This window comes from Mucilaginibacter sp. CAU 1740, from assembly GCF_039839285.1.
In the GTDB taxonomy this organism is placed as follows: domain Bacteria; phylum Bacteroidota; class Bacteroidia; order Sphingobacteriales; family Sphingobacteriaceae; genus Mucilaginibacter.
In genome coordinates this window covers 284,371-297,273 of sequence record NZ_JBDOQS010000004.1, presented here as the reverse complement: position 1 = coordinate 297,273, position 12,903 = coordinate 284,371, and the positions used below count along the sequence as shown (strand labels likewise).

The window sequence follows — 12,903 nt, the reverse complement described above, 5'->3', positions numbered from 1 at the left end:
TGCAAAACCCCGCAAATACAGGGGAACATTGCCAAAGCCCAGCGTACAATACTCACACTTGCCCCGGCTATTTCTCTTTACTTTATCTCCTCCTCAACCAATTTCACAACTCCTTTATTTACATTGCCTTTTTTATATATTAGCAAGCTGAATGCTATATAAACCCCAATGCTAAATAAACTATTTTTAACACTTGTATGCCTTGTAGGCACTACCTGTTTATTTGCCCAAACCCGCGGTCACGAATTTGGGATCCAATCTGATAACGACTCTTTCCTGGGCCAGGGTTCGGACAGGTATTATACCAATGGTATCTTCTTTTACTACCGCAAAGCCTTGCAGGTAAACCCCGCTCAAAAAGATCTGCAAAACAAGGTGCTTGGTTTTGAGTTGGGCCAAAAAATGTTTAACCCGCAATCGGGCTATGTACGCGGGCCTTTTGATGTTGACAGGCCTTTTGCTGCTTACACCTATATTGGTTCAACCTTAAACTTTTTGTATAAAAACGAAAGCAACCTGAAGTTAGGCGCACAGTTAGGCTTAGTTGGCCCCGCTGCAGGTGGTGAGCCTGTGCAAAAGCTTATTCATAATACTTTTGGCTTTTACTCGCTTAACGGCTGGCAATATCAAATTAAAAACGATGTAGAGCTGAACCTCTCTGCCGAATACAATAAACTATTGGCACGTGCCTCATGGATCGATCTGAGCTTCGCATCATACGCCAATTTGGGTAATGGCTTTACCGGCGCAGGCGCAGGTGGCTTTGTGCGTATCGGTAACTTTAACCAGTTATTTAATTCGATAAGTACCCAGAGCACCGTATCAACAGGTGGGGAAGACCAGCTATTGCATAAACACGAGATCTTTTTTTACTATAAACCTTTAGCCAACTTAGTTGGTTACGATGCTACCATACAAGGCAGTTTGTTCCGTAAGCATGATGATCCTAACAGCATGGAAATTACTGGGGATAAAAAACCTTTTATATTCAGTCAGCAATTTGGATTAGCTTTTACTACCAGCAGGTTCGCGTTTGATATCGCCGCCATCTTCCACACTAAAGATGCTGAAGAAATGCGCCGGTCGCACCAATGGGGATCAATCACCGGGTTTTATAGGTTTAAGTAGGTGGATGTGCAGATTTCAGATGTGCAGATATGCAGATGATTTTTGATGCCTCCATTATGTGTTAAACATCCTAAATGAGCATTGAAAAATCTTTCATCCGCACATTTAAAATCTGCACATCCGCACATCTAAAATTTGCACATCTAAAAATTAATCCCCAATATCAAACCTCTTACCCCTTCCCTCCTTCTTTACCGATTGTATTTTCTTGCTATCCAGACGCGCTGCCTTCGCAGCTTTGCTTACTTTGGTAGGCTTACGTACTTTGGGTTTATGGAGTGCTTTGGTAAGCAGCATAATTAACCTCTCGGTAGCTTTTTCTTTGTTGAGGTATTGGCTCCGTTCTTCATCACAGATCACCTGCACATAGCCGTCTTTGTTTAAACGGTTTTGTAGTTTTTCGGTAAGCAGTTGCTTTTCTTCATCGGTAAATAAGGCCGATGCGGCTATTGAAAACAATAGTTCAACCTTGCTCGATACCTTGTTTACGTTTTGTCCGCCCGCTCCGCCGCTTCTTGATGTTTTATAGCTTATCTCTTTCTGGAGATCGGCTTTAGTAAAATTCATCATCAAAAATAAAACATGTAAGGGTATAATGGCTAACCCGATTAGGATTAATTTACTAATTTAGCAGTCCTATGAGTAACAATATCGTAGTAGCCATTGATGGCTATTCTTCGTGTGGTAAAAGCACGCTTGCAAAGGCATTAGCAAAAAAACTTAACTTTGTTTATGTAGATAGCGGGGCAATGTATCGCGCTGTAACGCTGTATTTTATTCGCCACGATATCAATTTACAAAACCACGCGCAAATAGCCGAGGCTCTGCATAACATCCACCTCAATTTTCAAACCCATAACCACAAAACATTCATCACTTTAAATGAGGAAGATGTATCTGAAGAGATTCGCCAGATGCACGTTGCAGAAAAGGTAAGCCCGGTATCGGCTGTTAAAGAAGTGCGTGCGGCTATGGTAAAGCAACAACAGCGCTTAGGCCGCTCAAAAAACATTATTATGGATGGCCGCGATATTGGCACTGTGGTATTCCCGGATGCGCAGCTAAAACTGTTTATGACAGCCGACCCAAAGATACGTGCGGAGCGCCGTTATAAAGAGCTGTTACCAACCAACCCTAACATCACCTTAGAAGAAGTTTTTGATAACCTGGCTCACCGCGACTACCAGGATACCACCCGCCAGGAAAGTCCCTTAACTCGCGCCGAAGACGCCATTATATTAGATAATACCGACCTTAGCCAGGACGAGCAGTTAATGTTTGCCCTTAGCCATATCGAGCCGTTTATTGCGGAATAGTCATTAGTGATTAAGAGATTCGTCTGAACTCGAATTTGGGGGAATTAATGAATTTATGGAATGCTAAGCAAATTCGATAAATTCTCGTAATTCCTTAAAATTCCGGTTCAGACAAAATCGGTGTAATCAAAAAACAATCGGTGTAATCCCAGAAAAAAAATCAACGCAATCAGCGTAATCAAAACCATCAACGGTCAAACTTCTCTGCCCTCACCCCAAACCGGTTCAAAAAATCTACCCCCTCATCGCTGGGTAAACCTTTATATTCAGCATACGATTTATCATAATAAACCTGCGTTATGCCTGCCGAGTAAATTAACCTGGCACAAGGCAAACAAGGCGACAGCGTGGTATAAAGTGTAGCACCTTCCAACCTTGCACCGTTTTTTACCGCGTATAGTATCGCGTTCTCTTCGGCATGTAATGCCAATGAGCAACTCCCCTTCGAATCGCGTGCGCAGCCTGTTTCGGGCCATTCTACATCACAATTATGCGTACCTGCAGGCGGACCGTTGTAACCAATGGAGATGATCCGCGTATCGCGCGTTAAAACCGCCCCTACATGCGCCTTAACACAATGCGACCGCTCGGCCAGATCTGTGGCCAGGTTCATAAAAATCTGATCGAAGCTGGGTTTGGTTGTCATAGTTCAAATCATTATGTCATTAAACGTCATTGGGTCATTAAATCATAAAAATGACCTAATGACGTTTAATGATATAATGACTGTTAAATATTAATGTCCGCCACTTTTTGCTACTTGCATGTGGTCTATATTAATGCCTTGTTTTATCAATTCAGCCCTAACTTTCCATGCGAAAAACACGATGTATGCAAAGCCTAAAACCGGTACAATGTAAGAATCATGGATACCAATAGTATCGGCCAATAGGCCTTGTACAGGAGGGATAATTGAACCACCCAATATCATCATAATTAAAAATGCCGAACCTTGTCCGGTATATTTTCCCAAACCAGTTATCGCAAGTGAAAATATAGATGGCCACATGATCGAACAGCATAATCCTCCGCTAATAAATGCAAATACAGCTAACATACCTGTAGTAAACAGGCCTATCAACATAAAAGATACACCTAATAAGCCCAAGGTTACCAGGGTACGTACTGGCTTTTGCTGACCAATAAAAAACGCTACTACCAGTATTGCGATACTTATTCCATAAACAAACAGTGTACTAACATCTGCCACAGTAGAGCGATTTACAATAAGTACTATACCAAATGCTACAAAAGGCACTACAACTGTTAAAATATTTTTTACAGTTTTCGATAAATTAAATGCGCCAATAGCTCCGGTAAATCGGCCTATCATTAAACTCCCCCAATATAAAGAGATGTATGGTGCAATTTCAGAATCTTTAAAATTGCCAAATAAAGGCAATTTAAGTAATGCCCCCATATTACTTTGAATAGTTACTTCAGTGCCTACATAGGTAAAAATAGCTATCATACCCAAAATCAGCTGCGGGTATTGCATAGCCCCCCAGCCTGATTTGTTTTTCTGTGCAGAGAACAACGAAAATATTAAGGTCAATAAAATAATTCCCAGTGCGGCAAAAACCAAAACCGATTTCGATACCCCGGTTAGGCTAACAAGAGGATCTACAGCTAATATAATTAAGAACGCAATAAATAACACAAATATCGGCTTACCAGGTTTACTGGTTGATTCTACGTTCTCATCACTGGTTACAACCGGCAGGTTTGATAATTTAAAAAACAAAGCTACCGCAAGTAAAAGCCCGGCAAATATGTAGTACAGATTATTAATTGATGATATTTTAACGTCTGCCGGCGCAATATGGCTATTAGCCGATCCAAACAAAACGATACTGATAACCGCAGGCCCTAATAACCCACCTATGTTATTCACACTGCCTGCAAAATTCAAGCGGTTTGATCCTGTTTCTGATGGCCCCAATGCAACCACAAATGGGTTGGCAGCTGTTTGCTGTAAAGAAAATCCTATTGTAATAACAAATATTGCTGACAATACTAACACGTATGAACTTGCGGCAACGGCAGGTATCATTAACAACGCACCAACAGCAGATATAATCAAACCAATAATGATACCATTTTTGTACCCCATTTTGTTTAAGATATCTGTTTTAGTTATCTGTGAAGCAAAGTATAGTATTAATGAACCTATGAAATACCCCCCATAAAATGTAAAATCGATCAATTGCGATTCAAACTGAGATAAATTAAAGTGTGATTTACAAAATGGTATGAATATACCGTTTGACGCGGCTAAGAAGCCCCAAAAAAAGAATACGGTTACCAGCGTATACAGTGCTGATCCGTAGTTCTTGGTGTTGTTTTGTTCCATTTTTAAATTAGGTTGTACAGATGATTTTTGAATTTCTAAACATAATTCAATTTTCGTAAATGTCTCTATTCTTTTTTTAATTAATTAAATCACAATTTTTACTTTGGTTGTTTATGTAATAATATTGCATATTCGCAATGTTCAAATAAGGAACAAGCTTAACTTAATGATAAAAGCCATTGTTTCGGGTATCGGTTTTGGATTGGTATTAACCTTTATAACCGGCCCGGTTTTTTTTGCCCTTATTAAAACCAGTATTGAAAAGGGTTTTCATGCAGGTATTTCCCTTGCATTAGGTGTGGTTTGCAGCGACGTTGTTTTTGTGGGTGCCATTCTTTTCGGTTCACAATATATTGATGTATCAGACCATGCAAAGGTTATAGCCGGCGTTGTAGGCGCTGCTATACTGTTTGCACTTGGCTTGTATTACATGTTCAAAAAAAGCGAGATCAATTACGAAAACAAAGTCCCTTCAAGCGCCGACAGGTTTGGTTACGTGTTAAAAGGCTTCCTGATGTGCATCTTTAACCCAACCCTTCTTTTCCATTGGACAGTGGTTATCGGCGCGGCCAGTACTACCTTCATTGTAGGCACACCACATCGCTCTTTGCATATCACAATCATGTTTCTTACTATTTTAATTATTCAGTTTGGTATGGATACTTTGAAAGCTTTTTATGCCAATAAGCTACGGGATAAGATCTCTGTCAAATTCATCCACAGGCTTAATGAGGTTGCAGGGATAGCGCTTATTATCGCTTCGCTGGTATTGATTGACAGGTTGGTTACGCATTTTGTATTTTCGGCACCGGCAGGATCGTAAGCCCCCTTATTCGATACCCTTTACCTTATCCTCACTATGCTCCTGAAAGCTATTTATTTGCTATTTGCAATCAGCGTTGATCTTTTAATGTACATCATTCTCCATAAAAAAACATGGTTAAAAAAGGATATACTTATATGCTGGGGCTCAACGTTGGCCATATTTGTTTTAATGCACCTATTTAACCTGAGTTTTCTTTGGCCATTTAATAGCATCAAAGCATTAATTTTAGTTTCCATAGGACCTTTAATAACTCATTTCTGGTTTAATTACACGGTAATTAAACGAATTGACAAGGTCACAACACCTCAAAATGAAGGCTTTATGGCTACCGGCAAATCAGTAGTTTCATTCGTTTTTTTGAAGATAGTTTACGCTATGACACTCCTTATGCAGTTATTTATTATAGCGGCAGCGCCATTAGCAAGTAACTGATAAATTTAAGTTTAGATTTCATCTGTCCTCAAAGCGAGACGACGTCAATATCAACAAAAAAGGCGATGAAAAAATCATCGCCTTAAATATTATATTCCCCCTTCAGGGGTTAGGGGATTACATGTAAGCCCTTTGGTTTTTACCTTCCATCCAGTTAACAAAGGCGCGGTTAACAACCTTGTTACCACCTGGAGTTGGATAATCGCCGCTAAAGTACCAATCACCTAAGTTTTCAGGACAAGCGATGTGCAGGTTATCTAATGTTTGATAAACTACCTGTACTTCGCAGTTTACACCTTTAGGAGTGATGATCTTGGCTATGCGATCAGAGATCTGCTGATCTGTAAATGGCGCGTATATCGCTTTCACGTAGTTTTCAACTTCCTCCTTAGGTAGTTTCTGGCTGTCTTTACATTTCTGATAAACTTCCAGGATGATATCTTCTTTATCCTGCTCTTTTAATAGGCTGATCGCTGCTTCGAAAGCAACAAACTCGCCCATGCGCGACATATCGATACCATAACAATCCGGGTAACGGATCTGTGGAGCTGAAGAAACTACAACAACTTTTTTAGGGCCAAGCCTATCTAATATTTTCAGGATGCTTTGCTTAAGCGTAGTACCACGCACAATCGAATCATCTAAAACCACCAAAGTATCGGTGCCTTTTTTGATCAATCCGTAAGTAGTATCATACACGTGGGCAACCATCTCGCTACGGTCGGCATCCTGCGTAATAAACGTACGCAGCTTAACATCTTTAATAGCGATCTTTTCAACACGTGGCGCTACCTGCAATATCTCGGCAACTTTCTCTTCGGTGATATCAGCGCCAAGCTTTACTAATTCCTCGTGTTGATATTTTTTCACGTATTTGTGCATACCTTCAACCATGCCGTAGAAAGCAACTTCGGCAGTGTTTGGTATGTACGAGAATACGGTGTTTTTTATATCGTGATTGACAAAATCAAGGATTTGCGGACAAAGCAACCTACCTAATTGTTTACGCTCGCGGTAAATAGCCGCGTCGCTGCCCCTTGAAAAGTAAATCCGCTCGAACGAGCAGGCTTTTCTTTCCGTTGGCTCGCTCACCATATCCTCTGTTATCTTACCGTTCTTTTTAACGATCAAAGCATGGCCCGGGCGAATTTCCCTGATCTCATCCATCGGAATGTTAAAGGCGGTTTGGATAGCAGGGCGCTCTGAAGCTGCAACTACAATCTCATCGTTATAGTAATAATAAGCAGGACGGATACCGGCCGGATCGCGCATTACAAAGGCATCGCCGTGACCGAGGATACCTGCAATGGTATAACCACCATCCCAGTTTTTAGCCGATTTACGAAGGATCTTGGCAACATCCATATCGTTAGCGATAAGTTTGCTGATCTCACGGTTATCATCCAAGCCTTCGCGTTTATACTGATCAAACAGGCCCTGGTTTTCGGTATCGATAAAGTGACCGATTTTTTCGAGCACGGTAACGGTATCGGCTTTTTCTTTTGGATGCTGGCCCAGGGCGTACAGTTGCTCCAATAACTCATCAACATTGGTCATGTTGAAGTTACCGGCAATAACCAGGTTACGGGTCATCCAGTTGTTTTGCCTTAAAAACGGGTGGCAGCTTTCGATGCTGTTTTTACCGTGTGTACCGTAGCGCAGGTGGCCTAACAACACTTCGCCGGTAAAGCTAACGTGTTTCTTCAACCACTCGGCATCTGCCAGTTTTTCGGGGGTTTCTTTTTGAATCTCCGCGAATTTCTTCTGGATGTATTCAAAAATATCAGCAACGGCGTTTGAGGCCATTGAGCGGTGACGACTGATGTACCTTTTGCCCGGTTCAATATCCAGTTTAATGGTAGCAACGCCGGCGCCATCCTGGCCGCGGTTATGCTGTTTCTCCATTAAAAGGTAAAGTTTGTTCAGGCCGTACAGTGCAGTTCCGTACTTTTTCTGATAGTAGGATAGTGGCTTTAGTAAGCGGATAAATGCCACACCGCATTCATGTTTAATCTGATCGCTCATGATTCGGAATGAGGCTGCAAAGGTATCATTTTAAAATGAACTCTTTGTATTATTAATTGTCATTAGTTGGTCGTTTATTGTTTAGGTAGTTGATTAGGTGAATGGTTGATTAAGTGAATGGTTATTTCCTTTGAAAACCACTCAATAATCAACTCAATCCACCACTCACTTAATACTTCTAAAAGTAATATTGATCCTCGGCCCCGGCTTTTTAGCCGTCTTCGGTACCTGGTGCAACCAATTGTGTTGTGTTTTTCCCTGCATTATTAATAGGTCGCCATTGTGCAACTCCACAGAAACTTTGGCATCCTTCTGTCGCTTATGCTTAAATTGAAACATCCGCGATGCGCCGAATGATACTGAAGCGATAACCGGGTTTACCCCTAATTCAGTTTCATCATCACTATGCCAACCCATGCTATCGTTGCCATCGCGATAGTAGTTTAGCAAGGCCGTATTAAACTGATGCCCGCATTGTTGCTCGGCAGCTTGTTTAATATCATTTAATAATGGCGAAAACTTAACCGGCACGTTCACAACGCCTGAGTAAACGTACACTTCATCACTATCACCATACCAGGCCGTAAGCCTCGGAAAATCCACTTCTTTTCCGTAGATGCTCATTTTATCCTGTTTCCATGGAGTTTCTTCAACAAGGCGGGCAAATACATCATCCTTAAAAAAATAGGGGTACAGTAACACCTCACCATCAAAAGGTAACAGGTTTTGTCCCTGCCCAAACAGGTTTACTTCATCGTTATTAAACAGATCCACAGATCAAATATCTGTAATCCCCGCTAAAAACGCACCACTTCATTAAACTCTCAATATGATAAAACCTATCATTTTGATAGTATCACCTCATAATGAGAAAAGCATTCTCATTATGATAAACAATTAAAAATCAACACACTAATACAAACCACAATATCAGCGGCATTATTTTTGGCAACGCGATATCATATTAATTTAAATCAAAAAATGATGATATCATTCAACTTGCCGCCCGCTGCCGTTATTAAACGCCACAGCGAAAAGGCTATAACTCCGGATATCATCTCCTTTCCCCTTAATAATTTATATAATTCATGAGTTCGCACACTAAACACCTCACTTTTGCAGGTATGATCGTTACGCTGGGTATCATTTTTGGCGATATCGGCACCTCTCCCCTCTATGTTTTCCAAACCTTGCTTGTTGAAGGCGGTAAAGTAAACACCGACCTTGTTTTGGGTTCCATCTCTTGTATCTTCTGGACGCTAACCCTGCAAACCACTTTTAAATACATTTTTATTACCCTCCAGGCCGATAATAAAGGCGAAGGCGGTATTTTCTCCCTATACGCTCTTGTTAGGCGTTACGGCAAATGGCTGGCTATACCGGCTATTATAGGCGCAGGCACTTTACTGGCCGATGGTATCATTACCCCTCCTATCTCAGTAACGTCGGCCATTGAAGGCTTGAACCTTGTACCCGCTTTTTCAAACGTGATAGTTCCGGGCAATAATCTTATTTTGGGGATAGTGATCGGTATTATCCTGTTGCTGTTCTTTTTTCAGCAGTTTGGCACCAAGGTAGTTGGTTCGGCTTTCGGTCCGGTTATGTTGCTGTGGTTTTTAATGCTGGGTGTATTAGGTGTTATGCAGGTAGCCCACTATCCATCTATATTTAAAGCGCTTAACCCATATCATGGTATTCACTTGTTAATGACGCATCCCAAAGGTTTTTGGCTGTTAGGCGCGGTATTTTTATGTACTACCGGTGCCGAAGCTTTATACTCAGACCTGGGCCATTGCGGCAGAAAAAACATACAGGTAAGCTGGATCTTTGTAAAAACAACCCTTATCCTTAACTACCTTGGTCAGGGTGCATGGGTTTTATCGCAGGCTCCGGATAAAAACTTTACCGGTGTTAACCCTTTCTTCGAGATAGTGCCCCACACCTTCCTTTTACCGGCTGTGGCATTGGCCACACTGGCAACCATTATTGCCAGCCAGGCTTTGATCAGCGGTTCGTTTACTTTGATCAGCGAGGCGGTGAGCATGAATTTCTGGCCACGTATCACCATCAAATACCCATCAAACATCCGTGGACAGATCTATATCCCCAGCATTAACTGGATGCTTTGCATAGGCTGTATTTTGGTGTCGATGTATTTCCGTACTTCGGCCGCTATGACTGCTGCTTACGGTTTCAGTATCACCATTGCCATGCTTAGCACCACCATTTTGATGTATTACTTTATGCGTTACGTTAAGCATTGGCCGGTTTGGTTGGTTACCATTATTTTGTGTTTGTTTGTAACTGTTGAGTTTTCATTCTTTGTGGCCAACGCGGTTAAAATTGTAAAACGTTTGTTTTTTGTTGGATTTGAAGTTGGGTTGATCTTCACCATGTACACCTGGTTCAGGGCGCGGAAGATCAACAACCGTTTCCTCCATTTTATCGATATAAAAGAAAAATTGCCTTTGCTTAATGCTTTGAGCAATGATGTTACCGTAAATAAATATGCTACCCATTTGATCTATCTAACCAAAGCCAACAACAGCAAACAGATAGAAGAAAAGATCATCTACTCCATCATGAGCCGTCGCCCAAAACGTGCCGATACCTATTGGTTTGTGCACATTGAGCGCACCGACGAGCCTTATACCATGGAGTACAGCGTTGATCAGATAGAACCGGGTAAGGTGATCCGTGTAGAATTCCGCCTTGGCTTTAGGATCCAGCCAAGGGTTAACGTATTGTTCCGCAAAGTGGTGGAAGATATGGTTGAGCGCGGCGAGATTGATATCACCAGTAATTATCCATCATTAAAAGAGCATGGTATGGCTGCCGATTTCAGGTTTGTTATTATGGAGAAATTCCTATCGTACAATAACCTGTTCAGCGTATCCGAAGGTTTTATTTTGAATAGCTATTTCGCTATTAAAAAGCTTGCACAATCTGAGGCTAAAGCTTTTGGTCTGGATACCAGCGAAACGAGGGTTGAAAAAATCCCGTTAGTGGTGAAGCCTGTTAATAATATCCATATTAAACGGGTTGATGATCCGGTGGATAGTTTGGTTGCTGAGTTGGCGGAGTAGGTTACTCACCCCGACTTCGCTTCGCTTGTCACCCCTCTCTGCTGCGCAAAGAGGGGTTTTGTTTTGCGTTTTGTTATTATTTTACTACCGCGGGTTTAGCGATAGCGTAACCCGTGGGAATAACCGGTTAAGTCTCTGACTTAACCCCAACAAACCAGCACCACCTGCCGCCGAGTTAGCGATAACTTAACTATGGCGGATAACTCATCTAACATGGTTTTGCTTTTTGTGGCTTAAGTCTGAGACTTAAGTAATTTTACACCACGGGTTACGCTATCGCTAAACCCGCGGCAGATTAAGTGATGGAGAAATCTTAAAACAAAAAAATCCGGCCTTTCGGCCGGAGATCTTTCAGGTTAAGTTGATTGGTTGGAAAATGTGCTTATAATTTTTCGCCGTGCTGGCTTAAATCAAGTCCTTGATCTTCTTCCTCGGCCGATACACGTAATGGAGAGATCATGTCGGTGATCTTTAACAAAAGTAACGAACCGAAGAAGGCGAATATAGATACGCCCACAAGGGCCACAAATTGAACAATAAACAGGTGAGTTTCTCCAAAAAACAGGCCGTTACCCGTAGTGTTAAGCTTGTTTACCTGCTGGCTTGCAAATACACCTGTTAAAAGCATACCTACCATACCGCCTACGCCATGGCAAGGAAATACATCCAGTGTATCATCAATGCTGGTACGGGTACGCCATTCAACCACCAGGTTACTTATCACCGCGGAGATAATACCGATAGCCAGCGAATGCGGTACAGATACAAAACCCGCAGCCGGGGTGATAGCCACTAAACCAACTACCGCCCCAATACAGGTACCCATAGCCGATGGCTTACGACCAAGCAGCATATCAAAAAAGATCCAGGTAACACCTGCCGCGGCCGATGCTGTAGTACTGGTAGCCAAAGCGGTTACCGCCAAATGATTAGCTCCAAACGCCGAACCTGCATTGAAACCAAACCAGCCAAACCATAATAAACCGGTACCGATCATCACATAAGTAATACGGGCCGGCGCATGGTTAGCCTCGTTACGGCGTTTTAAATATAGGGCAGATGCCAAAGCAGCCCATCCGGCCGACATGTGCACTACCGTACCACCGGCAAAATCCAGCACACCAAATTTGGCCAGGATGCCATCCGGGTGCCAGGTGCAATGCGCCAATGGCGAGAATATGAAAATGGAGAACAATACAAGGAATATGATATACGAATTAAAGCGGATCCGCTCGGCAAAAGCACCGGTGATCAGTGCCGGGGTAATGATAGCGAACTTTAACTGGTACATAGCGAATAGCAGTAGCGGAATGGTTGGCGCTGCCTTCCAGGTAGCATTACCCAGCATGCCCTTCATCATAAAAAAGGTAGATGGATTACCGATGATTCCGTAAAAGCTATCGCCAAACGCTAAACTGAAACCGAAAATACCCCACATTACCGTGATGATCACCATACAAACAATACTTTGCAGCATGGTTGAGATCACGTTCTTTTTATTAACCATGCCGCCGTAAAAGAATGCCAGTCCGGGCGTCATGATCAAAACCAATGCCGTCGACATTAACATCCAGGCTATATCGCCGGTATTGAAGTTTGGATGGCCTTCGTTTTTAAAATCAACAGAAGGAAAAATAAAAGTAAGGGAAAGGATAACTAAGATCAGGAAAAAAGGGAAATACCTCTTCATGTATTATAAGAAAATATAATTTAAATCGTGTCGAAAGTTAACACTTT

At 42.0% G+C, this 12,903-nt stretch carries 11 protein-coding genes; 5 read left to right on the top strand and 6 right to left on the bottom strand.

The window, feature by feature from the left end; genetic code table 11:
* Positions 1-168: 168 nt before the first annotated feature.
* Positions 169-1,128 (top strand): lipid A deacylase LpxR family protein, encoded by a 960-nt coding sequence (locus AAFN85_RS11650; protein WP_347527443.1) that lies wholly within the window; start codon positions 169-171, stop codon positions 1,126-1,128.
* 150 nt (positions 1,129-1,278) lie between these two features.
* Here AAFN85_RS11650 and arfB read toward each other — a convergent pair whose 3' ends face one another.
* Positions 1,279-1,698 (bottom strand): alternative ribosome rescue aminoacyl-tRNA hydrolase ArfB, encoded by a 420-nt coding sequence (gene arfB, locus AAFN85_RS11645; RefSeq protein ID WP_347527441.1) that lies wholly within the window; start codon positions 1,696-1,698, stop codon positions 1,279-1,281.
* Positions 1,699-1,766: 68 nt separating this feature from the next.
* On the opposite strand from arfB, the gene cmk reads away from it, so the two are divergent.
* A complete protein-coding gene (gene cmk, locus AAFN85_RS11640) occupies positions 1,767-2,444 on the top strand; it encodes a (d)CMP kinase (protein WP_347527440.1) in 678 nt (225 codons plus the stop codon).
* Positions 2,445-2,631: 187 nt separating this feature from the next.
* Here the strand turns inward: cmk and AAFN85_RS11635 are convergent, their stop codons facing one another.
* Both AAFN85_RS11635 and AAFN85_RS11630 read right to left on the bottom strand, forming a co-directional pair.
* Entirely contained in the window at positions 2,632-3,090 is a 459-nt protein-coding gene (locus AAFN85_RS11635; protein WP_347527439.1) for a dCMP deaminase family protein, read from the bottom strand.
* 90 nt (positions 3,091-3,180) lie between these two features.
* A complete protein-coding gene (locus AAFN85_RS11630; RefSeq protein WP_347527438.1) occupies positions 3,181-4,797 on the bottom strand; it encodes an MFS transporter in 1,617 nt (538 codons plus the stop codon).
* A 166-nt stretch (positions 4,798-4,963) separates the two neighbouring features.
* Here AAFN85_RS11630 and AAFN85_RS11625 point away from each other — a divergent pair, with 166 nt between their 5' ends.
* Positions 4,964-5,620 (top strand): LysE family transporter, encoded by a 657-nt coding sequence (locus tag AAFN85_RS11625; RefSeq protein WP_347527437.1) that lies wholly within the window; start codon positions 4,964-4,966, stop codon positions 5,618-5,620.
* Between the two features lie 36 nt (positions 5,621-5,656).
* Complete coding sequence (locus AAFN85_RS11620) at positions 5,657-6,055, top strand: hypothetical protein (protein ID WP_347527436.1); 399 nt, start codon at positions 5,657-5,659, stop codon at positions 6,053-6,055.
* Between the two features lie 117 nt (positions 6,056-6,172).
* On the opposite strand, the gene AAFN85_RS11615 is transcribed toward AAFN85_RS11620, so the two are convergent.
* Positions 6,173-8,080 (bottom strand): amidophosphoribosyltransferase, encoded by a 1,908-nt coding sequence (locus AAFN85_RS11615; RefSeq protein ID WP_347527434.1) that lies wholly within the window; start codon positions 8,078-8,080, stop codon positions 6,173-6,175.
* Between the two features lie 165 nt (positions 8,081-8,245).
* On the bottom strand, positions 8,246-8,854 hold the full coding sequence (locus AAFN85_RS11610) for an alpha-ketoglutarate-dependent dioxygenase AlkB (protein WP_347527433.1): 609 nt from the start codon (positions 8,852-8,854) through the stop codon (positions 8,246-8,248).
* A 314-nt stretch (positions 8,855-9,168) separates the two neighbouring features.
* On the opposite strand from AAFN85_RS11610, the gene AAFN85_RS11605 reads away from it, so the two are divergent.
* Entirely contained in the window at positions 9,169-11,166 is a 1,998-nt protein-coding gene (locus AAFN85_RS11605) for a KUP/HAK/KT family potassium transporter (RefSeq protein WP_347527432.1), read from the top strand.
* A 382-nt stretch (positions 11,167-11,548) separates the two neighbouring features.
* On the opposite strand, the gene AAFN85_RS11600 is transcribed toward AAFN85_RS11605, so the two are convergent.
* Positions 11,549-12,856: an ammonium transporter gene (locus tag AAFN85_RS11600; RefSeq protein ID WP_347527430.1), complete on the bottom strand. Its 1,308-nt coding sequence runs from the start codon at positions 12,854-12,856 to the stop codon at positions 11,549-11,551.
* Positions 12,857-12,903 lie beyond the last annotated feature (47 nt).

Bases quoted from the DNA above. Each gene is read 5' to 3' on its own strand.
- AAFN85_RS11650 (WP_347527443.1), top strand. From the start codon at position 169: ATGCTAAATAAACTATTTTTAACACTTGTATGCCTTGTAGGCACTACC.
- arfB (WP_347527441.1), bottom strand. From the start codon at position 1,698: ATGATGAATTTTACTAAAGCCGATCTCCAGAAAGAGATAAGCTATAAA.
- cmk (WP_347527440.1), top strand. From the start codon at position 1,767: ATGAGTAACAATATCGTAGTAGCCATTGATGGCTATTCTTCGTGTGGT.
- AAFN85_RS11635 (WP_347527439.1), bottom strand. From the start codon at position 3,090: ATGACAACCAAACCCAGCTTCGATCAGATTTTTATGAACCTGGCCACA.
- AAFN85_RS11630 (WP_347527438.1), bottom strand. From the start codon at position 4,797: ATGGAACAAAACAACACCAAGAACTACGGATCAGCACTGTATACGCTG.
- AAFN85_RS11625 (WP_347527437.1), top strand. From the start codon at position 4,964: ATGATAAAAGCCATTGTTTCGGGTATCGGTTTTGGATTGGTATTAACC.
- AAFN85_RS11620 (WP_347527436.1), top strand. From the start codon at position 5,657: ATGCTCCTGAAAGCTATTTATTTGCTATTTGCAATCAGCGTTGATCTT.
- AAFN85_RS11615 (WP_347527434.1), bottom strand. From the start codon at position 8,080: ATGAGCGATCAGATTAAACATGAATGCGGTGTGGCATTTATCCGCTTA.
- AAFN85_RS11605 (WP_347527432.1), top strand. From the start codon at position 9,169: ATGAGTTCGCACACTAAACACCTCACTTTTGCAGGTATGATCGTTACG.
- AAFN85_RS11600 (WP_347527430.1), bottom strand. From the start codon at position 12,856: ATGAAGAGGTATTTCCCTTTTTTCCTGATCTTAGTTATCCTTTCCCTT.